Annotated in this window: 26 protein-coding genes and 1 other RNA gene; 5 read left to right on the top strand and 22 right to left on the bottom strand. The window is 31.2% G+C overall.

The features are described from left to right. Positions 1-57: 57 nt before the first annotated feature. The 11 genes from B8978_RS10155 to B8978_RS10105 all read right to left on the bottom strand — a co-directional run bounded on the left by B8978_RS10155 (position 58) and on the right by B8978_RS10105 (position 11,955). Complete coding sequence (locus B8978_RS10155) at positions 58-1,446, bottom strand: amino acid permease (protein WP_084115791.1); 1,389 nt, start codon at positions 1,444-1,446, stop codon at positions 58-60. Between the two features lie 140 nt (positions 1,447-1,586). After that, positions 1,587-2,384 (bottom strand): PhzF family phenazine biosynthesis protein, encoded by a 798-nt coding sequence (locus tag B8978_RS10150; RefSeq protein ID WP_084115789.1) that lies wholly within the window; start codon positions 2,382-2,384, stop codon positions 1,587-1,589. 167 nt (positions 2,385-2,551) lie between these two features. Further along, complete coding sequence (locus B8978_RS10145; RefSeq protein WP_084115787.1) at positions 2,552-2,917, bottom strand: DUF1304 domain-containing protein; 366 nt, start codon at positions 2,915-2,917, stop codon at positions 2,552-2,554. Between the two features lie 172 nt (positions 2,918-3,089). Beyond that, positions 3,090-4,445 (bottom strand): MBL fold metallo-hydrolase, encoded by a 1,356-nt coding sequence (locus B8978_RS10140; RefSeq protein ID WP_084115785.1) that lies wholly within the window; start codon positions 4,443-4,445, stop codon positions 3,090-3,092. 122 nt (positions 4,446-4,567) lie between these two features. After that, positions 4,568-5,884 carry an ABC transporter substrate-binding protein gene (locus tag B8978_RS10135; protein ID WP_084115783.1) on the bottom strand — a complete coding sequence of 439 codons (1,317 nt, stop codon included), beginning with the start codon at positions 5,882-5,884 and terminating at the stop codon, positions 4,568-4,570. A gap of 28 nt (positions 5,885-5,912) precedes the next feature. Continuing rightward, a complete protein-coding gene (locus tag B8978_RS10130) occupies positions 5,913-6,746 on the bottom strand; it encodes a carbohydrate ABC transporter permease (RefSeq protein ID WP_084115781.1) in 834 nt (277 codons plus the stop codon). A gap of 5 nt (positions 6,747-6,751) precedes the next feature. Next, on the bottom strand, positions 6,752-7,645 hold the full coding sequence (locus B8978_RS10125) for a carbohydrate ABC transporter permease (RefSeq protein ID WP_084115779.1): 894 nt from the start codon (positions 7,643-7,645) through the stop codon (positions 6,752-6,754). Beyond that, positions 7,638-8,690, bottom strand: coding sequence for an ABC transporter ATP-binding protein (locus B8978_RS10120; RefSeq protein WP_084115777.1), 1,053 nt, complete (start codon positions 8,688-8,690; stop codon positions 7,638-7,640). Before B8978_RS10120 ends, B8978_RS10125 begins: the two co-directional genes overlap by 8 nt. Positions 8,691-9,132: 442 nt before the next feature. Further along, the gene (locus B8978_RS10115; protein ID WP_176212674.1) at positions 9,133-9,879 is read right to left on the bottom strand and encodes an FRG domain-containing protein; all 747 of its coding nucleotides are present in this window, start codon (positions 9,877-9,879) and stop codon (positions 9,133-9,135) included. Between the two features lie 266 nt (positions 9,880-10,145). After that, positions 10,146-10,667, bottom strand: a complete 522-nt coding sequence (locus tag B8978_RS10110) for a GNAT family N-acetyltransferase (RefSeq protein WP_084115773.1) — start codon at positions 10,665-10,667, stop codon at positions 10,146-10,148. A gap of 337 nt (positions 10,668-11,004) precedes the next feature. Beyond that, the gene (locus B8978_RS10105; RefSeq protein WP_084115771.1) at positions 11,005-11,955 is read right to left on the bottom strand and encodes a flavodoxin family protein; all 951 of its coding nucleotides are present in this window, start codon (positions 11,953-11,955) and stop codon (positions 11,005-11,007) included. Positions 11,956-12,126: 171 nt separating this feature from the next. Here B8978_RS10105 and B8978_RS10100 point away from each other — a divergent pair, with 171 nt between their 5' ends. Beyond that, a complete protein-coding gene (locus tag B8978_RS10100; protein ID WP_084115769.1) occupies positions 12,127-13,401 on the top strand; it encodes a PucR family transcriptional regulator in 1,275 nt (424 codons plus the stop codon). An 82-nt stretch (positions 13,402-13,483) separates the two neighbouring features. After that, positions 13,484-14,392 (top strand): carbohydrate kinase family protein, encoded by a 909-nt coding sequence (locus B8978_RS10095; RefSeq protein ID WP_084115767.1) that lies wholly within the window; start codon positions 13,484-13,486, stop codon positions 14,390-14,392. On the opposite strand, the gene B8978_RS20535 is transcribed toward B8978_RS10095, so the two are convergent. Both B8978_RS20535 and B8978_RS10090 read right to left on the bottom strand, forming a co-directional pair. Beyond that, positions 14,345-14,491: a hypothetical protein gene (locus B8978_RS20535; RefSeq protein ID WP_423236719.1), complete on the bottom strand. Its 147-nt coding sequence runs from the start codon at positions 14,489-14,491 to the stop codon at positions 14,345-14,347. The two genes, B8978_RS10095 and B8978_RS20535, sit on opposite strands and share 48 nt — an antisense overlap. A gap of 14 nt (positions 14,492-14,505) precedes the next feature. After that, the gene (locus B8978_RS10090; RefSeq protein ID WP_084115765.1) at positions 14,506-14,838 is read right to left on the bottom strand and encodes an NIPSNAP family protein; all 333 of its coding nucleotides are present in this window, start codon (positions 14,836-14,838) and stop codon (positions 14,506-14,508) included. A 178-nt stretch (positions 14,839-15,016) separates the two neighbouring features. Here B8978_RS10090 and B8978_RS10085 point away from each other — a divergent pair, with 178 nt between their 5' ends. Next, positions 15,017-15,583, top strand: a complete 567-nt coding sequence (locus B8978_RS10085) for a TetR/AcrR family transcriptional regulator (protein ID WP_084115763.1) — start codon at positions 15,017-15,019, stop codon at positions 15,581-15,583. Here B8978_RS10085 and B8978_RS10080 read toward each other — a convergent pair. The 5 genes from B8978_RS10080 to B8978_RS10065 all read right to left on the bottom strand — a co-directional run bounded on the left by B8978_RS10080 (position 15,524) and on the right by B8978_RS10065 (position 18,922). Beyond that, on the bottom strand, positions 15,524-15,946 hold the full coding sequence (locus B8978_RS10080; protein WP_084115761.1) for an MBL fold metallo-hydrolase: 423 nt from the start codon (positions 15,944-15,946) through the stop codon (positions 15,524-15,526). The genes B8978_RS10085 and B8978_RS10080 overlap by 60 nt on opposite strands. Positions 15,947-15,950: 4 nt before the next feature. Further along, entirely contained in the window at positions 15,951-16,193 is a 243-nt protein-coding gene (locus B8978_RS10075; RefSeq protein ID WP_084115759.1) for an MBL fold metallo-hydrolase, read from the bottom strand. Positions 16,194-16,426: 233 nt separating this feature from the next. Beyond that, complete coding sequence (locus B8978_RS10070) at positions 16,427-17,413, bottom strand: NAD(P)-dependent oxidoreductase (RefSeq protein WP_176212673.1); 987 nt, start codon at positions 17,411-17,413, stop codon at positions 16,427-16,429. A gap of 169 nt (positions 17,414-17,582) precedes the next feature. Next, positions 17,583-17,741: a hypothetical protein gene (locus B8978_RS19845; RefSeq protein WP_176212672.1), complete on the bottom strand. Its 159-nt coding sequence runs from the start codon at positions 17,739-17,741 to the stop codon at positions 17,583-17,585. 203 nt (positions 17,742-17,944) lie between these two features. Continuing rightward, on the bottom strand, positions 17,945-18,922 hold the full coding sequence (locus tag B8978_RS10065) for an AraC family transcriptional regulator (protein ID WP_084115755.1): 978 nt from the start codon (positions 18,920-18,922) through the stop codon (positions 17,945-17,947). Positions 18,923-19,181: 259 nt separating this feature from the next. Between B8978_RS10065 and B8978_RS10060 the strand changes: the two genes are divergently transcribed. Next, positions 19,182-20,024, top strand: coding sequence for an SDR family oxidoreductase (locus B8978_RS10060; RefSeq protein ID WP_084115754.1), 843 nt, complete (start codon positions 19,182-19,184; stop codon positions 20,022-20,024). Positions 20,025-20,584: 560 nt separating this feature from the next. On the opposite strand, the gene B8978_RS10050 is transcribed toward B8978_RS10060, so the two are convergent. After that, positions 20,585-20,779: a hypothetical protein gene (locus B8978_RS10050; protein WP_084115752.1), complete on the bottom strand. Its 195-nt coding sequence runs from the start codon at positions 20,777-20,779 to the stop codon at positions 20,585-20,587. 70 nt (positions 20,780-20,849) lie between these two features. Between B8978_RS10050 and B8978_RS10045 the strand changes: the two genes are divergently transcribed. Next, a complete protein-coding gene (locus B8978_RS10045) occupies positions 20,850-21,260 on the top strand; it encodes a hypothetical protein (RefSeq protein WP_084115925.1) in 411 nt (136 codons plus the stop codon). A gap of 348 nt (positions 21,261-21,608) precedes the next feature. Here the strand turns inward: B8978_RS10045 and ssrA are convergent. The 3 genes from ssrA to rnr form a co-directional block, all read right to left on the bottom strand. Then, positions 21,609-21,942: a transfer-messenger RNA gene (gene ssrA / locus B8978_RS10040) on the bottom strand. A gap of 327 nt (positions 21,943-22,269) precedes the next feature. Continuing rightward, positions 22,270-22,743, bottom strand: coding sequence for an SsrA-binding protein SmpB (gene smpB / locus B8978_RS10035; protein WP_084115750.1), 474 nt, complete (start codon positions 22,741-22,743; stop codon positions 22,270-22,272). A gap of 162 nt (positions 22,744-22,905) precedes the next feature. Continuing rightward, complete coding sequence (gene rnr, locus B8978_RS10030; protein ID WP_084115748.1) at positions 22,906-25,185, bottom strand: ribonuclease R; 2,280 nt, start codon at positions 25,183-25,185, stop codon at positions 22,906-22,908. Positions 25,186-25,308: the final 123 nt, after the last annotated feature.

The raw sequence follows: 25,308 nt of genomic DNA, 5'->3' as shown, positions 1-25,308 counted from the left end.
GCAGACTTATTCTTAAATTCAAAAAAAACAGCTGTTTATACAGCTGCTCTTATTTTATTAATCTACCAATTCTTCATTCTCGTCCTTTATGTCATTCCCTTTGTATATACAAAAAGCAAAATACCCAATGGTAACAACACCACAGAATACAGCCCCAATCAATAAAGACATCCGTGTTTCAGCATTAACACACATACCAATTAAAACTAAGCAAAGATATCCCACTACAACATAATTTGCATATGGAAAAAGCTTTGATCTAAAAGGATGCACCGCCATTTCCTTTTCATGTTCTTTCCTAAATTTTATTTGACTAATACATAAAACAATCCAAGGAACCATACCTGGAAGAACACTAGCACTGTAGATATAAACAAATAACTTAGAATTTGGGAAAATATAGTTTAATACTACACCTATAAGTAAACAAATTAGTGTTGTTTTAATCGCATTGGCTGGCACATCATCTTTATTTAATTTTCCTAAGAATTTAGGTGCTTGACCATTTATTGACAATGTATAAAGCATACGACCACAGCTATAAATTCCACTATTACAACCAGACATTGCAGCTGTAAGTACTACGAAATTTATTATACCCGCAGCAGCAGCAATCCCTATCTTAGAAAAAGTCAGCACAAACGGACTTCCAAGCATACCTATTTGATTCCATGGATAAATTGTTACAATTACAAATATGGCGCCAACATAAAATATCAATATACGCCAAATTATGTTTTTAGTTGCTTTTCTCAATGTATTTTGGGGGTCTTCTGCCTCACCAGCTGTGATACCTATAAGTTCTACCCCTTGATATGATGCTGTTACCATACATAACGCAAATAGCCAACCTTTCCAGCCACCCGCAAAGAAGCCGCCATGCGCCGTAAGATTTCTTAGGCCAATAGCTGTGCCCCGGTTTCCAATACCAAAGAAAATAAGACCAAATCCGATTATTAGCATAGCTATAATTGTTACAACTTTAATAATTGAAAACCAAAATTCAAATTCACCATAAAACTTAACTGAAGCCATATTAGCAGCAGCTAGTATAATGACACCAATAAGTGCAGGAATCCAAGCTGGTAGGGCTGGAAACCAATAATGCATATAAATTCCTATGGCTGTAATTTCTGACATGCCAACAGCTATCCACATAAACCAATAACACCATGCTGTCATATATCCAGCCCAAGGCGATATGTATTTTCGTGCATAATTTGCAAAAGAACCTGAAATTGGTTCAAGGTAAAGCATTTCTCCCATTATCCTCATAATTATATACATAGCAATGCCAGCTACTCCATAAGCTAGCAACACCGATGGCCCAGCCCATTTGATCGTACTAGCTGACCCCATGAACAAACCTACTCCAATTGTACCACCTAAAGCAATCAATTCAATATGACGTGCTTTTAGCCCCCGTGATAACTCTTTTTTTTCCACTTAAAATGTCCCCCTTCAAAATGCCCGTTAATAATTTGTTTATTTTATGCAGACACTTGTTGTTTTAATATATATTACCACATTTTTGGGATTTTTTCATTTTTTTATAGACGGAGATTAAATAGATTTACAAAAAGTACTTAAAGTTCTTTAAGTGTAGTTCCTTTAAAAATTGTAACTGCATTTCCGCTTATCAATACCCTATTACTAAGTAATTCTAAATCAAGTTCTCCTCCACGCTCAGAACATTGATACGCTTTGAATTTAGTGCCTCCAAGTCTGTCTCTCCAAAAGGGAGCTAAAGTACAATGTGCTGAACCTGTTACTGGATCTTCTGGAACACTAACCTCAGGCGTAAAAAATCTTGATACAAAATCGTACTTATCTGACCCTTTTGCTGTTACTATCACTCCCTGCATTTTACATTCTAATAGCTTAGAAGTGTCAGTATGCATTCCTCTCACTTCTTCCTCAGTAGCAACTTCAATTAAGTAGTTTTTTCCTGATTTAGCAGTAAAGGTAGGTGTTATTCCTCCTAAGCCTTCAATTAATGAATTTGGTACTTCAGTTATCTCATGATAATCTATTACTGGAAAATCCATTTGTATACAACCATTTATTAATTTAATAACAAGTTTTCCACTTAGTGTATTAAATATAATAGGCTTATCTTTTTGCCAAAATCCTTCTGTCCATAGAATGTGTGCTGCAGCTAAAGTGGCATGTCCGCATAGATCTATTTCAAATGTAGGTGTGAACCACCTAAGTGAAAATTCATTGTTATTCCTAACAACAAATGCCGTCTCAGACAAATTCATTTCTCTAGCCATATTAAGCATAATCTTAGGATCAGGAAATTTGTTTAACACACATATTGCTGCAGGATTGCCCCTAAACCGTTCAGTTGTAAAAGAGTCTACTTGATAAATTTCTGCCATAATTAACCTCTCTATTAATGTTTTTATAATACTTAGATTCATTACTTTACTTTTTATTACACCGATATTATAATTTTACAGATTAAACAATATAAAAACAAGTGCTCAAAAAATATAAGTGTAGGTTTTATTGAAAGAATTAATCTATAATTTTACCTTTTTACCCTTCAAATTGCTATTAATAGAATCATTGCTAATATCGCTAAGCCACCTTGCTTTATAAGAATCTTTTTATTAGAGGTAATTGCTCCATATATAGCAGCAATAATTACACATCCTAAAAAGAAAAATCTTAATTGAGTTGACATTGCTTCTGGCATAAAAAAGCTCCAAAATAATCCTGCAGCTAAAAAGCCATTATATAATCCTTGATTTGCAAACATAACTCCTACTTCTTTTCTATCAAGAAGTCTACTATCTATATTAAAAGTTCTTTTAGCAATTGATGATTTAATAAAAAACATTTCAAGCAGCATTATAAAAATATGTTCAACTGCCACTGCAATGACTAAAATATCTAAAACAATCAGCATAATATCCCCCTCTTCACTTTCCTAATCTTATTTCAAAACACTAAATTGCATCGATTAAGTTTAAATTGTTTTCAATTTAATTTTATTCAATGCAATTTTATTTGTCAATATTATATATTTAGCTGATGATGCTGATTGTCTTCCTATTTCCTGCTTTCAAAGTATTTTTATATTACTTGCACTCAACTGTGTTAGCGTTAAAAACATATGTTTTACCCTCTTCTGGAAGAAACCTTATTCCACAATTTATATGTATATTCTCAGGATAAAATCCGTGTATAGGAATAAACCAATGGGGGTTTATTATTTCTGCAATATATTTTAAATCCTTAGGAGTAGCATGTCCAGCACTTCCTAGGTACTTATATTCTATTCCTAATTTGCTTAAGAATTCTTTCATGCTTTTATAACTAGGATCATAATCACCAAGTGGTGTGCCGTTAGAATGAATATAAACAGCTTTTTCAAAATCTACATCAAGTAGCCTTATAATGTTATCGAAGCTATTTTGAATAATATACTCAGAGCCTTCTAAGCTTATAGTTTTCAATGATACCTTCTTTGAATTATTGTAAAAAGCTACAACCTCCTTACTAAATTTATCTATTTCTAATTTTTTATCTTCAATAATATAAAAATCATTAATACCTATAATATTTTTAGCAATATAGGCTGATGGCAGTTCTAACGCTAATTTTCTTTTAAGTTTTTTAGAAGCCTCATAAAACTCTATTATTCTATCTATATTTCTGTGATAAATATTAAAAAAAGCTGTTTCTTTTTTCTCTCTAAGTTCTTCTACAATTCTTAAAGTTAAATCCTTTTCACTAATCGGCGCTTCTTTCTTTAAGTCAAACTGCATTGCCTCATTTCCAACTGTAGTTGATTCAAGTATTAATAGATTTACTCCTAGCTTTGATGCCTCATAAGCCATATTAAGTGTCCATTCCGGATGACTGCCACTTAGCCTTAAATCACCAGAGTAAAGTATAGTCAAATCCGGCGTCTTCACAAAATATGCTGATGCTCCCATTACATCATGATCAACTCTTAGCGAAGTAACACATATGTCCCCAAATTTTAAAGTTTCTCCGTAGTTTATTATACTGTATTTTCTTTTTCCAATTACTCCTTCACCTACTTCCTCTAAAAGCTCATATAACTTCAAACTATCCTCCGTCATATATACCTGTATATTTTCATCAATCAGTCCCATATGCTGCATATGATCTAAGTGAAGATGGGATATAAACACTTTTGTGTCCTTACCTTCCTTCTCAAAAGGTGAGATTTTCATTTCATCCAATATATCATTTTCAGAATAAAATCCATCTATTTTAGGAAGTATGCCTAGTCTAAGGTATTTTTTTATAATATCCCGAGAAATATTGTCAGCTGCAAAGCCTAGTGGTGTTATTCCTCTTCCAAAATCAAGTATTATTCTATTATCTCCATATTCTATACTGATTACTGTACCACCTATTTTCCTAGTACCAGAATAGAATTTAATTTCAGTCTTGTTCTCCATAAATATCCTCCAAAATAATTAATTTTATAAAAATGGGCTGTTGCATTATTTTTATTTAGTGCAGCGGCCCATTTTATGCAGTAAAACTGCTATATCAATAAATTAATCCTAGCTTATTAGCCCTATTTCTGTAAATCTTGTTTTGCAACTGTTTCAGCATTATTTAAGCCATCAGTTACGGACTTCTTTCCAATTAACACATCGTTAAAAATAGTTGATACGTCTGTACGAAGCTTTGTATACCCTTTTGCATGAGAATCAGTAAAGCCATAGTCAAATTGTTCTCCTGCTGCTTTTTGAATAGGATTTTTTTCTATATATGATTTCCACTCAGTTGAATCTAATGCGGATTTTCTAACAGGTACATATCCAGTTTTTTCTGCCCATTCCGTAGTTTCAGCATCTGAAGCTAAGAATTTTTCAAAATCCCATGCTGCTAGCTTTTGTTCTGTAGTTGCGCCTTTAAAGATAACTAAATTTGTTCCTTGAAAAGGTGAAGCTGCGTTTACATCCTTAGGTAAAACTGCAGTAGACCAATTAAATTTACCCTTTACTGCATCTGAAATATACGATACTCCTGCCGATGAACCTATGCACATTGCAACATCCCCACGTCCAAATGGTGTTGAAATATATTGATCCTCTCCAGCAAGTCTCGCAGTTTTATCATTAACTAACATATCAGTCAAAAATTGAAGTGCATTTTTTCCAGCAGCTGAATTAAATTTTACTTGTCCATCATTAGTTACATAATCTCCACCTGCCTGCTTTATATATGTTGCCAAATCTCCAGAAACCGAGTTTTCAAAACCCATACCTATTACTTTTTTACCATTTATAGTAGTTGTTGTTTTTTTAGCTGCATCTTTTAGTTCATCCCAAGTTTCAGGTACTTTAGAGCCAACTTTGTCAAGATAGTCCTTATTATAGATTAAAACCTCCGTACTCTTATTAAAAGGTACTCCATATAATTTATTATTAAAATTGTTATCATCTAAAAAGGCTTTTACTATATCATCTTTATCCTTCATACCTACTTTACTGTCGTTATAATATGGCGTTAAATCTTCTATAAGATCATTATCTACATAATCTGTCATCCAATTTGAATAAGCTTGTGCCATTACAGGTGAAGTCTTTGCTTTTGCAGCTGCCATAAGCTTTTGTGACAAGGTATCATAATTTCCTTGTGCCACAAGTTTAACTGTTATATTTGGATTTTTCTTGTGAAAATCATCTGCTAACTTTTGAAGTTCTTTCTCAGTAGGTCCTGTCATAGCGTGCCAAAACTGTATTGTAACCGGTTTATCGATTTTTACATTTGCTAAACTACTGCTTGAATTACTGTTACTACCTGCTACGCTGCCATTTCCACAACCAGCAAGTGTCATTATTAAAGCCGCTGACATTAAAAAACCTAATATTCTTTTTGATTTCATGTTTACATCTCCTCAATTTTCATATTTATTATCCCTTTATTCCTGCATGGGAAACTCCCTCAATTATATATTTTTGCATAAATAGAAATACAATTATCATCGGAAGAATAATAAAGGTTGAAGCCGCCATAAGCAGCTGATAATTAGTTCCCGTATCTGATACAAAAGCAGTAAGTCCAACTGGAAGGGTTCTCATTTCTTGTGAATTAGTTACTATAAGTGGCCACATAAAGGCATTCCAATTACCTATAGCTTTTACTATGGCTATAGTTATTATCATTGGCTTTGACATAGGGATAATTACATTTATTAAATAACTAAAATCCTTACTCCCATCTATTCTAGCCGCATAGTACAACTCGTCACCTATGGTTGAAAAATATTGTTTAAACATAAATATTGAAAAGGCACTTGCTGTCCATGGAATAATCAATGCCTTATATGTATTTATCCAATTAAGCTGAGTAAGGGTAACAAAATTTGACATAAGCAATATTTCACCCGGAATCATCATAGTTCCAAGTACTATAGCAAAAATCACTCTCTTACCAAAAAACTGCAATCTATAAAAAGCATATGCAGCAAGTATACTTGTCACAAGTTCACCACCAGTGCTTAATATTGTTACTATACAACTATTTATTAAATATCTTAAAAAAGGTGCTGCTTTAAAAGCCTCTGCAAAATTACTCCATCGCCAACTTGTTGGTATCCACATAGGAGGCATTTTTATTACTTGTGAGGAAGTTTTTAAAGAGGTAGCAAGCATCCAATAAAATGGTATAATCATGATAATACTTCCTATTATTAAAAGTATATATAGCACACTTTTCAGTCCAATTTTTTTAAACTTCTTAAACATATATATCATCCCCTCCTTTTGGAATACCAAAATTGAAGCCCTGTAAAAATCATAATTATTAAAAATAATATAAAGGATGCAGCCGATGCAACTCCAAAATTCCATTCTCCATAAAATTTCCTAAATATATAAAACACAACTGTAAGCGCACTATCTGAAGGTCCTGCCACACTTCCACTGTAGCTAAACAGAGCATAAACTTCATCAAAAACTTTGAAGGAACCTATTACAGAAACTATGGTTACAAACAGCGTAGTTGGTGCCAAAAGTGGAATTATAATATGCCATACTCTTTTAAAATAGTTGGCTCCATCAATTTGTGCAGCTAATTCATATTGTTTATCTATAGTTTGAAGTCCTGCAAGAAAAATAATAACGTTATATCCAATATTTTTCCAAATTGCTAATATTATTAATGCAATCATTGCAACATTAGGATCATCAAGCCAGGAAATGCCATGGATTCCAACAAGATTTAAAAAATAATTAAGAATTCCATAATCCTTATGATAAATCCATCTCCAAACTATTGAAACCGCAACTAGGGAGGTTACATATGGCATAAAAAAGCATGTCCTGAACAATCCTTTAAATCTAATTTTACTATTAAGCATAAGTGCTATCAGTATTGACAAAATAATAGAAGTAGGTACTACTCCTAGAACAAATATCATGGTATTTTTCAGAGCACGCCAAAAGGTTGGATCTGTAAGTACCGTCTTGTAATTATCCAAAGTATAAGAATATACTATATCTTTAAAGTAATTATATTTACCATAAAAGCTCATTATAAAAGATTTAATAAGAGGATAAATTATAAATACTGACATTATGGTTAGGGCAGGTAAAAGATACAAATATGCCTTTAAGGACGATTTTAATGTAGGTTTATTATTCATTTTTTCCACCTTCAAAAGCCTTAACTAGCACCTTTAGATAGTTTTCTGGTGGAGTTATTCTTTTTTCTGAAGCTTTTTCAAACCAATGTATGTTATGTTCATTTACTCCAATGCCTACTTCATCATTAAGGTTTATATCTAAATCCTTTGGAGCATATGCAGTAATCACATTATCTCCTTTTTGAATTCTTACAAGCATATCTCTTCCCATTCTTTCAATATACGTAACTTTTCCTCTCGTCATATGCTTTTGCTGATTAATATGTAGATCTTCTGCTCTAATTCCAATAACAATTTCTTTACCATCTGTTTTAAAGCCTTCTATTATATTTATTTTAGGATTTCCAATAAACCGTGCTGTAAATATGTTTTCCGGCTGGTTGTAAAGCTTCTCTGGCCTTGAATACTGCTGTATTTTACCATCATTCATCACTATAATATTATCTGATATACTCATTGCTTCCTCTTGATCATGAGTTACAAATATAGTAGTAACACCTGTTTTTTGTTGAATTCGTCGTATTTCTTCTCTCATCTCAATTCTAAGTCTAGCATCAAGATTTGACAGGGGCTCATCTAGAAGAAGCACTTTAGGGTTTTTCACCAAAGCCCTAGCTATAGCTACTCTTTGCTGCTGTCCACCTGAAAGCTGTTTAGGTTTTCTATCTAGAAGCTTTTCTACTTGAACAATTTCAGCTATATCGTAAACCCTCTTTTTTGCTTCTTCCTTATTCACCTTATTCATTTTTAAAGGAAACATTATGTTTTTAAATACCGTCATATGAGGATAAAGTGCATAATTTTGAAATACCATTCCTATGCCTCTTTCCTCAGGCTCTTTGTCTGTTATACATTCATCACCAAAATAAATTTCACCTTGAGTTGGTTTATTAATTCCAGCTATTATAGAAAGCGTTGTAGATTTTCCACATCCACTTGGTCCAAGAAGAGAAACTAATTCTCCAGACTTTACAGTAAAATCAATATTGTTAATTACTAATGTGCTAGCAAACTTCATAGAAATTTTTTCTAAATGAATATCCAAATCAAATCCTCCAATACTAAAATTTAAACTCTTATTTCATCTTTTGCAGTTTACACTTATCTACAATTTAATTCTTTATTATACATTATATTTCTTCAAAGTAATTTCTAAGTTAGCACTTTTTTAAATCTATGTTAATTTTTTTATTTAATTGGTTTTTCTTGAATTAATATCAAATATGTGTATTTGTTTAAACTTAAATACGAATTATTTTATAATTTTTATAGAAATTTTGATTGGTTTATAAGAATTGTTCTAATGCTCAATATGAAGGTTATTTAAGATTAAAGGAAAATTTTATTTCCTTGTTTAGCTTAAAAATCCTTAGCATTACAGAATATCATTTTTGGTTTTATTTGTCCATATTTATTTTTTTCAAATAAAAAAACTCTCAAGTGTATTTTCTACACTCAAAAGTTTAAATATGTATATCATATATATTTCATCTATAAAATTCCTTTAATTCTTCTGCTATATGTTCAGCATCTGGATAAATATTTCTCAATTTTATTCCACAAATTTTCAACTCATTAAAAATTTTTTCTTTCTTATTTGCAGGAATAATTAATCTATCAATTAATTCAGGCACATTTAAACTACTCAGCTCTTTCAATGAATTATGAACAGTAAAAGCTGACTGTTGTGTATATATGCGCATATTATTTTCAACAGGATTACATGCTATTATCTTCTCTCCAACATCTCTATATCTAGAATTATATGGCTTAAACGCTGGATAAATCATTTCTAAAACGGTCTTTGCATCCATTGGATATATATACCCACCAAAACCTTCAATTTCATTCAGTAGTCCGGGCTTTAACACCCAAATACACGCATCTTTTTGTGGATATTTTAAATATTCATGTGTAGCAAAAAAAGCCGCAATAAGTGGAGATTGAGACCAATCCAATAAGCGTGTTGGTAATCCAAAATGCTGCATTATTGATATCCACCCTGAATAATTATCGTAGCTTGGCTTTTCTTTTAGTGCTACAGTTGCTCTCATATAAAAATCATTCATTAAAAACTGTTCACTTTTCTGATAATTTTCTCTTTGAACAGATGGAATTAAGTGCCAATCTTTATCAGAATGACCTCTGAACCATAAAATGCAATTTTGATTAGGATTTATTAATTTTATCTCTGAAATTAAATCTCCAATACTATTTATAACTTTATCGGTCAATATCTCCTCACCTCATTTTAAATTTAAAATTTTGAGTTGCTACACTAAAAAAATAATTGATATAATCTCCCTACATTATATCAATTATTTATTATATTTTAAAATGCATGAATGCAACGACTTTATTCTATAACTAAACTTAACCCATTTGTCTCTTTTTCAGTCTTATTATAAAAATTTTTCTGACAAATTTTATAATACTTTTCCACAGTATGCTTACTTAAAACATAATCATAAAATTTAAAAAGGTATTTATATTTAACTAATTATAGTCTCCTACTTTCCATAACAATAAATTTAAAGCCTTCATCTAAATACTTACTACATTCATTAAACCCCAGCTTTTTAAAAAGTTTTCTTGCTGCTAAATTTCCTTCTGCAGTCTCTATGTGTATCCTATTTATTTCCGGTCTGTTAAATAAAATCTTCTTTACTTTTGATACTGCTAAAGATGCAATTCCTTTATTCCAATATCTCTTATCACCAATTATTACACCTAATTCTCCGTCACCTTTTTCTTTATTAACATCAAAGAAATTCACAAAACCTATAGGATAATCCTCCCTATTAACAATCATAAAATATTCATACCTGCTATTATTTACAATTTCACATTCAAATGTTTCACAATAGCTTTTACATTCTTGCAATACTTCTTTTGAATTACAAGGCATTGGCTTAGGATCATTTCTGTAAACTTCTTTATCTATCCACCATGAAAATAGATATACTATATCTTCTTGAATAACACTTCTAATTTTTATCTTTTCATTTTCAAAATAAATCATACTTTATAAAACCACAAAAGGCCCTCCTTAAATTCTTCTTCATTTTTAATCTCACCATCATCATATAATTATATATTAATACTCTAAGTTAATAAACTCAATAATACAATGTACACATTTGTTGGTGCATACTTTTTTGTATACTCAATTGTACCTGTCATCTAATGGCTTAGATGCTCCAAATCCTTTGATTACAACAATACTTTGAAGATAATCAGTTAAATGTCCATCAGTTGATTCAATTCCTGACCCATTATAAGGCAAAATTAAAGACCAAGTTGAATGTTAGTTCAACTTGGTCTTTAAAAAAATTGTACAAAATACTAACCATTTGCTCTTACTTTATTTCAATTGTCGGAAATTTTAATTCCTTATATTTAGCAAACTTTTCTTTAACAGTTGCTAAATTCTCTTCTGTATAGAATCCACCTTGTGTATGCATAATTTCCTTTACATGATGTTGTCTTCCTTCAGTATCTGTACGATCACGACTTAATCCATCTTCTTGAATTACAAACTTCCACTTACCTTCTTCTGTCTTTTCTAAATTTCCGCCTGCACCACAAACTTGACATTCAACTGGGAAATATAATCCATCCCATTGTGGTTCTCCTAAAATTAGTGCATTTGAATGACAATTTGGACACCATCCCATACCATCATCGCCAAGCCATTCTCTTTCTGCTACTGGTGTTTTTAATGATTTCATAATATTTTCACCCATCTTATGAGCACGTTCAATCATATCATCATGTAATAAGCATTGTTTTGGTGCTGGTACTCTTGTTGCTAAATACATATCTACTACTTTAAAGTCATTTGTAAAACATGTAGCTTGCATACTTTCTAAAGCCATTGACTGCCATGAACGAGTAGAACCTCCAACTGCAATTAATCCTGCAACTCTATCTCTATGCTCGATTGCTCCAATTGATTCTAAAAATGCTGATTCATATGCAAGATTTCTATGCATAAATTTTGAAAATGTTGCTGTTGGCATTAAATCATATGTTGGTGCTGATGCAATTATAGCATCTACATTTAACATAACATCCATGATTGCTTGTTTATCATCTTTTTTGCTTAAAGTGCATCCAACATTTTTTCCAGCACTCATGCCATGAGTACAAGCTGTACATCCTGAACATTCCATAATGTTGTAATCTCTTAAATTAATCATTTTAACTTCTGCACCTTGTTCTTGACAAGCTAATAATGCTTCCTTTAATAGAATTTCAGAATTTGAATCCTTTCTTCCTGCGGTGATACCTAATATTGTAAAAGTCATAATATAGTCTCCTTTTTATAAGATATGAATTTTCACTTACAAAATCAAATCATTTGTTATAATATTAGCATGTGAGGATGTGGAATTCATCCAAAATAAGTCTTAAAATAATGCTTTAAATTGCTTACTAGTTAGACATTTTTCTAAACCGGATAAAAAAAGGAGAAACTTATGCAGAAAAAAAATGATTTATATAAAAAAAAATACGAAATTTACAATAGTTTGTTTACTGAAAATAGTATAGATGGAATTCTTAACATAGGTGAAAACTTTTTAGGTAATCCTATTTTTATTTTAGATACCAGTTATCGCATTATCACTCGCTCAAACCTGGCCAAACTTGACAATTCAAGTATAGAGACTCATAACGGAGAAAGTTACCTTTTGCTAGATATTGTTCAATTAATGAAAAAAAATAAATGCATTGATAACATTTATAATTCAAATAACGCCTTTTTTCATAACTCAGACGAGGTTTTGATTTTTTGTTCTATCAGAATTAATAATATTACTGTTGGATATATATCTGTTTTACAAAGTAAAAGAGAATTCAATGCAGAAGATTTAGAATTGACAAATGTACTATCTAAGGTATTTTCCATTCAACTTCAGAAAGAAAATTTATTTATTAGTAATTCTGGATTGGATGAAGAATATTATTTAACAGATTTATTGATAAATAGGATAGATAACATTGAATATATGACCGAACGATTACAATATATAAATTTCAATTTACACAAAAACTTGCTTATACTTTCAATACCATTTAAACAAAAATATAAGGATTATAGACATAATTTTGGATTAACTGAATTAATAAAGAAAATTAAAACTATATTAGGAAATTGTATTTCAACATATTATAAAGATACCATTATTTTTCTTATAAGTAATGATCACAATGATGTTATTAATGATTCTCTTAAACAAATTCTCTTAGAATTTTTGAAATTAAACAATTTACGTTGTGGTATAAGTATTGTTTTTGACAACTTATTAGATATACAAGATTTTTTTAATCAATCTATACACGCCTTAGAACTATCAGCATCTATGAAAAAAGATAACAATATAAATTATTTTGAAGATTATATAGAGTATTATTTATTTAATGTGTCTATGCATACAACTAATGATTTATATAAGATAAATTTATTAACTTTGGTTCATCCTTGGATTAAAAAACTCATTAAATTTGATGACAAACATAAAACGGATTTATTTAAAACTCTGAAGACTTATCTGGAAAACAACAGAAATGCCAATGATACATCTATACAGTTAAACATCCATAGAAGCACATTTTTTTATCGTTTTAATAAAATTCAAAGTTTACTTGATATATCATTAGGCAGCAATAATAACTTATTCAAATTAGAACTATCACTTAAAATTTTAGATTATAATACATTAACTTCTACAACAATTGTGAACTCTGTTTAATATTATTTCTATAGAAAATTATCAACTATGGTATGATATAATTATCTAACAAACTTATTTTACATAAACCTAGGAGGTACCCATGAAAAAAGCACTGATTATAGGATCTACCGTACTTGATATAATTATAAATATAGAAAAACTTCCCACTACCACTGAAGACTGTCACATAAATAGTCAGACTATGTCTATCGGCGGTTGTGCTTTTAATGTGCAGAACATAATAAATCTTTTTGAAGTCCCTTATGTGTTTTGTTCACCTATCGGTACCGGAATCTATGGAGATTATGTGACTTCACAGCTTAAAAAAATGGGATTATCACCTTTTGTCCGAATTACAGATCAAGATAGTGGGTGTTGTTATTGTTATGTTGAATCTAACGGCGAACGAACTTTTCTATCATATCACGGTGCTGAATATACTTTTAACCCTCTGTGGCTTAATGGAATTAATATGGATGATTTTGACCAGGTTTACATTTGTGGCCTAGAAATTGAGGAATCCACAGGTAATAAAATCATATCATTTCTTAATAAAAACAGACATCTACAAGTTTTCTTTGCCCCTGGACCAAGATTCTCAATGATAGATAAAGAAAAGATTGATGCAATTTTCAAACTTTCACCAATTGTTCATTTAAATATGGATGAAATTCTAGCTTTTACAAAAGCTTCAACTTTAGAAGGAGCTGTTAAGATACTTTATTCTTTAACCAATAATTTGATTGTCATTACAGATGGTGAAAACGGATCCTATCTATATGATGGCAAAAACCTACAGCATACCATTGGTATCAAAGCTGATGTTGTTGATACAATCGGTGCAGGTGATTCTCACATTGGAGCCTTCATGGCTTCTAGAAAATTAGGATATTCCTATATAAAAAGCCTCGAGATAGCCAATCAAGTATCTACTAAAGTCGTCGAGATAAAAGGCAGTCTTCTACCTTCGCATGTTTTTAATCAGATAATACCCAAATTGAAATCTTGAATTATATGAATAAATAATGGGATTCATATAATAAACCTCATTATTTATCAATGTGTATGGAGAATACTCTTTATAACTTTCTAAGTCATTTAAAATAATTAATAAAAATCCGTCTATTTCCTAGAATCGTCTTCCATTTGAAAATATTTAGCTTCTTCTAACAGTATCTCATCAACACTAATTATATCCTCTATGTTGAATCCTTCCATGTCAGCTCTCAAGTCTGGACTTTTCATATATGCAGCATTCACTTCAGAAATACTCGCTCCTTCTTCATAAGATACTAGAGCAACAACTTGTGCTAGATTAGTTTCTTTTGCTAAAAAAACTCCATGTACTTTAATTCCATACTTTGATAAACTTTTTAAATGGCGTGCCCAATGTATATCTAAATAAATTTTAGCTGCCTCTTCACTTGCAAGTGTATAAGTTCTTAATTGAAACATTTTTTATCTCCTTTACTTAACTATTTTATTTTTATATTAATATTATAACAAGCGAAAAAGTTAAAAAATATCAATAGAATATACTCTAAATGTTGCTTAAGCAACAAACTTATTAGATTTTGTTGTTTATGATAAAATATTAATACAATATAATAATAAATGAATTGGAGTGTGACAAATGCTAAATGATGTAATGGATTTACGTGTTGTAAAAACTCTTGAAAACATAAAAAATGGATTCGCCATATGTATTAATCAAAAAAAATTCACTTCTATTACTATAAAAGATATTACGACTGCAGCAAAAATTAATCGTTCTACATTTTATAAATATTATCATGACAAGTATGATTTAAGAGAATTATTAGTAAAATCAACCTTAGAAGAACTATCAAATTCTATTGGTTCAGGATTTTTTAATCTAAAATATAATGAAATCTATCAGTCTAAGAATGAATTATCTCAAGAACAGGAATTATTTGCTCGTTTGTTTGCAGCCTCTGCAATGACAACAATCAAATGGTGGTATACCTATTCGCAGAACATGTCACCAAAAGATATTGCTGATATTATTATTGATAATATTACCATTGGAATGCATCGTGCTTTTTTCCAAAATATCCGCACCCCCGGCTCAATTTGTCTATTACTTTTTGTAAAATTTTATTATCATAAATTAAAATACTTAATTTTCTCCACTCTTGTTTTTTTGTTTTTCTATCATATAATCTATCTGTTTACGTAAATTATCAAAGTAATTCTTAATACCATCTTCTCCTATAAGAAATGGATTTGTTTCGTTATCTTTTCTATTTCGTACTGTTTCTAATTTTGAATATCCATTTTCACAGAACAAATGAGCTGTAATTTCTACTGTGGCGTGCTCTATATGTGCATACTTCTCGAAATAATCAATAGATTTTCTATAATATAATTTTCCTTCCAAATCACTTGGAGCTCCAGTTCCTCCCCATAGTACTGCATTATAATTTGTTTCATTTTCTTTAACAGAAAAAATTAAAGATACACAACCTGGTGTATGTCCTGGTGTTTCTACAATAGTTACTATAGTATCACCTAATTCTATTTTTTGCCCGTCTTTTATCATAATATCAATTGTACATTTTTTTAATCTCCTGTGGACTTAAATCCAATTTTTTCATACCATCTATAATTAACTTCGCATCATGATTGTCCCACATTGAATCAATCAATATGATTCCTTCAGATGTCTTTAAGACCCATGCTACAACGCTTCGACTGCCAATACAATATAAATTATCAAAAACTTTTGTTGGTTCCAAAGGAGTATTATCAAATAATTCTTGTGGAAGATCTATTTTTTCTTCATTCATTTATCTCTACCTCCTCCTGGTAATAAGAAAATCCTTCTAGATTATGCTAATTCTACTTGCAACTACAATTTTATTACTTAATTATGAATACGTCAAACATTACATGTTGTACAGTACATAATTACTCATTAATAAAAGTAAGTTCATATTTGTTTCATAATAGCAAGAAATAGAATTATGGTAAAAAATCACATAGTTTTTCTATTGTTTTTTCTGAATATAAATTATTATAATCAGTTAACAATATGATCAGGCTTTTCACCTGCTATTACTTTTTTAATGTTGCTCCATATCATTGAATATCCTCTTTTAAAACTTGAAGCCGTTATACCACCAATATGAGGACTAAATATTATTTTGTCCATAATTTTCTGTTCTTGATTTAATAACACATTACTCAATTGAACCGGTTCACCTGCTATAGTATCCAAAGCTGCCATTTCAAGCTTTCCACTTTCTAAAGCTCTCACTAATGACATACTATCAACCAGTTCTCCTCTTGCTGTATTAACCAAATAAGATCCTTCTGGTATCTTGCTAAAAAACTCATCATTTACCATCTCATAAGTAGTATTTGTGACAGGTAAATGAATACTAAATACATTACAATTTTTTAATAATTCATCAAGTTCCAAATATTTTACATTATATTTTTCTTCTACATCTTTATCACTTTGGGTCCTACTATAATAATACGTCTCTACATTAAAACTTTTTAAAATCATTGCTGTACACTTAGCAATATCTCCAAAACCAATTAGTCCCACTTTGCAATCAGATAACTCCATTAAATTCCCTTTTTTCATATACTCTTCTTTTTTCTCAATCTGATGTCCATTACGAACCGCTTGATCACAGTTTCTTACATTTCTAAGCATGCTAAGCATAAGAAGAATTGTCTGTTCTGCTACTGCCATAGCATTCATTCCCTTACAATTACATACATAAATCTGCTTTTCTCTGGCAGCTTCTAAATCAAAAAAATTATACCCAACTCCTTCTGAGTGAATCATTTTTAAATTAAGCATTCCTTTAATCAATTTTCCAGACACCTTAGCCATAGCATCGGCTACAATAAAATCTGCATCTTTACCTACTGCAACATATTCATCTTCACTTAGTCCTGCAGGCATTTCAATGATTTCCACACTTTCCATTAACTCTGATTTTCCAGAAAAACGTTTCACATTTCCAAGTTTTCCAATATGCAATAATTTCATTTTTAACTCCTTCATAATTTATATATTTTTATTAATATACAATAAATAAGCACTTCAACTATTAATTTAAATGTATCCACTCCTTTTTGCATGGACATATAAAATTAAGGTAAATTTAAATTAAACTCTTATATTGTTTACCTAAAATATTAACACTAAAACCATTAATTTAAAACACAACATAAGATACTACTGGTAATGTTATCAAAGGAACAAAAGTTGTTACTAAAACTATTCCCACTGCAGTTGACACAGGATCAACAGGACTTATCATCATAACTCTTCTTGAAACAAAATAAGAAGAAACCTCTTGTACGCTATCATCCAAAGTCAAGAATTAAAATAAACCATACTAATATTATCGTCTGCTGAGTTCCTTATTCAAGAAGGGAAATGGGCTCCGCCCAAGCCCAGAATATGATTACTTATAGTATGGTTCTCCGTAACGGTTATAACGTAGACTTTTAAAAATCTAAATACTAAAACGGCAAATAATTACTTCATAACTATTACCATAATAAAGGATACACCTTATATACCACTTTGAAATTCACCATTTTCAAAACTTTTTCGCAAAGCTCTTATATCTTTAAGTGGCGGCTGTCCGAATAATCGCTTATATTCCCTGGTAAATTGAGATGAGCTTTCATAACCAACTTCCATGGCTGCAGTAGTAACATCAATATAATCACTAAACATGCGTCGTCTTGCTTCATGAAGCCGCAGCTCTTTCTGATATTGTAATGGACCAATGGCAGTTACAGCTTTGAACTTATGGTGTAATCCTGATACACTCATATTATTTGATTTTGCTAGCTCTTCCACGGTAAAAGAACGTTTATAATTTTTCTTGATCCATTCTATTGCTTTACCTATTCCATCTGCCTGCTGTTCAGCTTGAACCTGTTGAAAAAACAAGTATCCGTACTCACCAGTCAATAGATGATAAATCATTTCTCGCTTAATAAGCTCCGATAAAAAGTGTGCATCTTTAGGTCTCTCAATTAGCTTTAAAAGTCTTATAAATAAATCCAGCAGCTCCTCATCTGTTCTTCCTACAAATGCTCCTAAATATAGATTCTTATTCTTTAGGTTAAATTCAATTTGAGCGCCCATGACAACAGAAGCAATTTCGCTTCTAGTAAAGCCAATTCGCAGACTAATACTGGGCAGCTCTTCTGAAGCCCCTATCACTTGTACAGATACAGGCATATCAATTATAGAAGCTACGAAATCCCCTGGATTAAAATGAATAACTTCTTTTCCTAAATGAACTTCCTTTCTTCCTTGAAGAATAATACCAAATGCAGGATTCATAACTCCTGGAGTTAGTGGAATTTCTTTACTGTGCCTTTCGATTGAAAGAAAAGGGATTATTGTTCTCCTTCTTCCATCTGTTTTCGTAATCTTCTCTGTTATCTCAATCATAGTATCCAATGCCTTCTGCTTAATAAATTTGCCATCTTCAAATAATACTTCTTTTTTAAAATTTTCTTTTTGATCTAACATCTATTTCTCACCCAGCCTTTATTAGTTCCACATCTTACTTCATTTCTCTAACTCAATGATAATAGCTCTTAATGCTATAGTAAATATTATATCAATAATCAATTTGTTTTTTCATTAATTCATTGAATTAATATTTTGCAGAATTAGGCTAGTTTTAAGCATTATCGTTATATTATGTTTTTATTTTTCATGTGATAATATGTTTAGTCAAACTTGATGTCTAAACTATTAAATTTTAATAAGAAAGAGGTATAGAGAAATGGAACAAAGAACTTGGTTTATAACTGGTATTAACAGCGGATTCGGACGACATATGTCTGAACAACTCCTTAAGAGGGGCCATAAAGTTGCTGGTACTGTCCGCAATATGAATTCAGTAGACGATCTTAAGGAAAAATACGACAATCTTCTGTGGGTGGCTCATCTTGATGTTACAGATACCACAGCAATTTATGAGGTTGTCAACCAAGCCTTCAATGAACTTGGGAAAATTGATGTTATTGTCAGCAACGCTGGTTATGGGCTTTTTGGTGCGGCAGAAGAATTAACTATTGATCAAATTACTCATGAGATTGACACAAATCTTTTAGGATCCATCCATTTAATACGAGCTTCCTTGCCTCATCTACGTGCTCAAGGAGGAGGACATATCATACAATTTTCGTCAGTTGCTGGCCAAACCGCGTACCCTGGAGGATCACTCTATCATGCGACTAAATGGGGAATTGAGGGCTTCTGCGAAGCTGTAAGTCAGGAAGTAGCTCCTTTTAACATAAGTCTAACTATAGTTGAGCCTGGTGGAGCTCGTACGAACTTTAAAAATCACAGTGCCAAATTGGGTGAAGAATTAGAGGTTTACTCAATTACTCCAGTATATAACGTAAGACGTATGCTTGAAAATACCTCTATGAATCCTATTGGAGATCCTGCAAAAATGGTAAAAATCATAATTAACAGCGTGGATAAGCAACTAATTCCAAAAAGAATTACCCTTGGCAGCGACTCCTACAATTCAATACATCAAGCTCTCTTAAGTCGTCTTCAAGAGCTTGAAAGCCAAGAAGAGCTTGCTTTTTCTACTGATTTCACTGCAAATGAATAAAAAGCAGCATATGCGATAACCTCTGATTGTTTTGAATTTATCCCATGACAACCATCCGTAATACTCTCGCTTCAAAAGCTAAGAGATAACGGCTACTAAGTCCCTGGATAATGATTTCTAAGCATCAGATGGATGTAAAAACTCCACCTGATGCTTAGAAATCTATTTATTTAATATATAATTAAAACAATACTTCTACTTCAATACGGTTCATCATACAATACTTTAAAAAGTCCACGTCATTTGTGCTACGGTTCACCGTATCTAATCCTAATCTTTCTTATTAGCTTAAAAAACCCCCGACATCCGTCAAGGGTTTTATTGGTTGAGGCGAAGCGTGACCTTTAAAATCCACCATACGTTTTATCTTCAACAAATTACTGATTTTATCCAATCTGGCAATATATCATCTTTCCAGACTAATTTCCCTTGTTCTATGCATAAAACTAATTTAAATATATCCGTATTATCATAAACATTAATTTCGTTGATTTATAAACTGAAGTTTTACCTGATCCATTAACACCTGCAAATATTGTATATGTGTCCATGCTACTTACCTATACCTTTTTAGCTTCTCTTTTAAGTACTAAATTAGAGAACATAACATAGAAATCCTGTTCTTCCTTAGTTTTTGCTTTTTTAAATAAGTCCATTAAATCACTATAAGAATAATTTAAAAATGTATCGTATAATTTTCTAATCTTTCTTTGCTCCACGAATATTATTTCTCCACCTAAATAAATGATATTCATGGGCATACCTATCCTTACAATGGTTAAACTATTACTATATATACAAATTATGTTAGGTTGTGATGTTATTTTGACTAAAGAAGAAAAGGCATATATAGCTGGAATAGTTGATGGCGAAGGTAGTATAATGCTATTAAAATTTCATAAGAATCAATTCCCGGCACCTTGTATTAGCATAGCTTCTACTACTATGGAGTTGCTAGATTGGATAAAATTAAAAACGGGTATGGGTACAATAAAACATAAAAAAAATTATAATTTAGAACGTCACCGTGAATGTTTTACTTATGTTGTAAAATACAATGACGCAATAACATTATTAAGTGCAATTGAAGCATATTTAGTTATAGAAACAAAAAGAAAAAGAGCAAAATTTATTCTTAATGGATATAAGAACGTTACTCCTAGAAATGGTAGATACTCATTAGAAAAATTAGAGGCAAAACAAATGTTTTATGAAGAGTTTATGAAATTGCATTAGATAAAACAAAACTGGCTATAAGTGGATTTTAATCCGATTTATAACCAGTTTATAATATGTATGGTGGAGGCGAGGGGACACCCTTTTCCATTATTTCTAATGGTGCTGACTATATTTTCCGGAAATTTACATTTCTGGCTTGGCGTGTTATAAAAGCTATATTTTAGTTTTCAGCTTCTATCCTAGTACTCCATATTCAACTTAATGAACTTAGAAGCCTATGAGTCGATACGAGGCTGCCGAATTTCTTCTCATACCTCTCGGTATTGCCGTCATCGTCACATGTTACGGTTTCACCGATAAAGCCAAGTTTTCACTTATGAATCACTTCATAAGGCGACCCTTATACGAATCGAACCCCTGTCCGAAAATAGTAATACTTAAGCATCTCCGAGTGCAGTCTTCCTTTTGACATTCCCTCTATCAGACGCCGAAAGACAGGCTTCTGACTTTAGTAGCTTCATAAATCCCGTTCCTAAGTCAAAGCTTTCCTAGGCTCGTTTCACCGCTATCGACGCCCTATCCTAAGCCGCGGTACTCAAAGGTAGAACGTAGCAGACTAAGCTGCTAAAGCTAAATTATCGTTTTTAGCGTTTATATTTATTCCTATAGTTTTTTAACGCGGGTCCACAGGTTCCCTCGACTCGCTTCCTAAATACAACGTACCCCCGTCGAAACCAAGTACGCCCCCTTGTCATTTTTCTTTTATTCTACGATAAAAGAATTGATACAAAATACTAACTACTTAGTAGAACTAATATTTTGCCCGAGGTATCTTTAAATCTTAAGAATGCCTCTTACAAGGTTGTATATAAACTATAGCTTATTGTATTTAATCTTTTTATATTTTAGCTCACTCTGACTTTAGCTATAAAAGTTTAACAGGTCATCGCTGTAAGTACATATTACACCATTATTCTATCTTAATCAAGTATAATTTATACTCCAGTGCTTCATTTAATTGGTACAGTTAGCTTAATTTATTTGATTTTATGATAATCTAAGTAACTTAATTTCTTGATCTTTCCTTCATTTGTCTTTCTATATCTCGTTTTGCTGCTTTTTCTAACATAACATCCCTTTTATCATAATCCTTTTTACCTTTTGCAACACTAAGCTGAACTTTAACTCTTCCATTTTTAAGATAAACGGACAAAGGTACAAGTGTATACCCCTGCTGAGCTGTATAAGCTTCGAACCTTTTTATCTCTGCTTTGTGTAGCAAAAGTTTTCTTCTTCTAAGCGGATCTCTATTAAATATATTACCAGCCTCATATGGACTTACATGCATATTACATATAAATATTTCATTGTTTCTAATCTCAGCATAGCTATCCTTAAGATTAGCTTTTCCAGCTCTTATAGACTTTACTTCTGTTCCTACAAGTTCTATTCCACATTCAATTGATTCTTCTATAAAATAATCATGTCTAGCTTTTCTGTTTTCTGCTAGCGTCTTGTTTGTCGTAACTTTTTTAGCCATATATAACACCCACTTCTCTGCCCTATTTTGGTATATAATTTTATCATATATACTCTTCATTATCAAATATTTTTATATTTACCTGTTACGAAGTAACTTATATCAACATTGACGGTTTTAGAGCCGTCAATTCTTCCTCTAGCCTAAGGCTTTCTTTAACCTTTAATCCGTAATCTCTGGCTTATAAACTTGATCTATTGTTTTTTTAGCTCTTTTAGTGTGAACAACTTCAATTTCTGATTTCTCATGCTTATCGTCAACTTTTATTAATTCTTCTAAATTTATCTTTTCGTCAACTATTGGCTCTATACTTATATCTTCTTCCTCTTTTTCTTCTGCTATTGAAAAATATATCTCATGAGATGCCATGTCTACCTTATCTACTTTTATGTTAACCTCATCACCAAGCCTATAAATCTTTTTACTTCTTTCACCTATAAGACTTAAATGTCTTTCATCATATACATAATAATCATCACTCAAATCGCTTATATGGACAAGTCCTTCTATGGTGTTAGGTAGTTCTACAAATATACCAAAATTCGTTACAGAAGATATTATTCCAGTATACTGCTGCCCAATTTTATCTTTCATATATTCAGCTTTTTTAAGATCATCAACTTCTCTTTCTGCTTCCTGTGCTACTCTCTCCATTTCAGAAGATTGTACAGATGCATAATCAACTATTCCTATAAGCTTTTTACTTCTTCTTTCATCAATCTTTCCATGAAGGAATTCCTTTATTATTCTATGAATCATAAGATCAGGATATCTTCTTATTGGTGAAGTAAAATGACAATAATATCTTGCTGCAAGCCCAAAATGCCCTACACATTCAGGTGAATATTTAGCTTGTTTTAATGATCTTAAAAGAAGCGTACTAACAACAGTTTCTTCTTTTTTACCCTTTACTTTCTCAATAATTTTTTGAAGTTCTTTAGGATGCACTTCACTTCCCCATTTTATTACATAACCAAGATTATGTACAAACTCGTTAAAATGCTCCAATTTTTCGATATCTGGTTCCTCATGAATTCTATATACAAATGGTAAATTAGTCCAGAACATATGCTCTGCAATTGTCTCATTACAGATAAGCATGAATTCTTCAATTATCTTGTTTGCCACAGCTCTTTCATATGGTTTTATATCAACAGGTTTACCACTTTCATTTAAGATTATCTTGCTTTCTTGAAAATCAAAATCTATAGCTCCTCTTTGAAGTCTTCTTTTATTTAAAATTTCAAAAAGCTCTTCCATTGCTTTAAAATCATCATACAGATAATCATATCTTTTAATAAGTTCTTCGTCCTTGTCTCTTAAAATTTTAGTTACATCAGTATATGTCATTCTTTCGTTTGTCTTAATTACACTCTCACATACGTCATGGTTTATAACCTTACCATTTTTGTCTATTTCCATAAAGCAACTTAAAGCAAGTCTATCAACTTTTGGGTTAAGACTACATATACCATTTGAAAGTTTTTTAGGAAGCATTGGTATAACTCTATCAATAAGATATACTGAAGTTGCTCTTTCTAAAGCTTCCTTATCTAAAGGATTTTTTTCCTTAACATAATTTGAAACATCTGCAATATGAACACCTAAATAATAATTACCATTTTCAAGTCTTTGAATAGAAACTGCATCGTCTAAGTCTTTTGCATCTTCGCCATCAATTGTAACCATTTTTATTTCTCTTAAGTCTCTTCTATTAGCATATTCTTTTTCTGAAATTGTATCGGGTATGTTTTCAGCAAAACTTAATACTTCTTTTGGGAACTCCTCTGGAAGTTTATGTTTCTTTATTATAGTAAGTATATCAACACCCTTGTCTTCTTTTCTTCCAAGTATCTCTATTATTTTTCCTTCTGGATTTCTTCTGTTGCCAGGCCACTCAGTTATCTCTACAACTACTACATCTTTAGATTTTGCTTTGCCTTTCATGCTTTTAGGTATGAATACATCCTGTTGTATTCTTACGTCATCTGCCACTACAAATCCAAAGTTCTTACTGTCTTCATATACTCCAATTATAGTTTTGTTTGCACGCTCAAGTATCCTTATTATTTCGCCTTCGCATCTTTTGCCTTTATCGTCCTCTTTTATGATTTTAGCTATTACCTTGTCTTTATTCATTGCTCCATTCATGTTTGAAGCTGGTATAAATATATCTGGTCTTTCTTCATCGCATATGACAAACCCAAAACCCCTTGCATTACCTTGAAGTTTTCCTACTACAAGTCCCATTCTTTCTGGCACGCCATAATACTCGTTTCTATTTTTAACAATTAGTCCTTCTTGTTCCATATCCTTAAGAAGTTTCTTGAATGTTTTTGTTTCTGATTTTTTTATATCAAAAATTCTCTCAAGTTCTTTTGCATTCATTGGTTTATATGCCTGCTCTCGCATAAAGTTAACCAATATTTCTTTTATATTCATTTTTTCATCTCCTTCTAATTTTCGGTATATTAATAAAATAATTAGCCAGCCTGCTAGTCTTATTTTTTCCTATACCCTCTAATATACATTTTTATCTTAAAATAAAATATTATTCACTAAAAA

This window comes from Clostridium acidisoli DSM 12555, from assembly GCF_900176305.1.
Classification (GTDB): domain Bacteria; phylum Bacillota; class Clostridia; order Clostridiales; family Clostridiaceae; genus Clostridium_I; species Clostridium_I acidisoli.
This window is presented reverse-complemented; position numbering and strand designations above follow the sequence as displayed.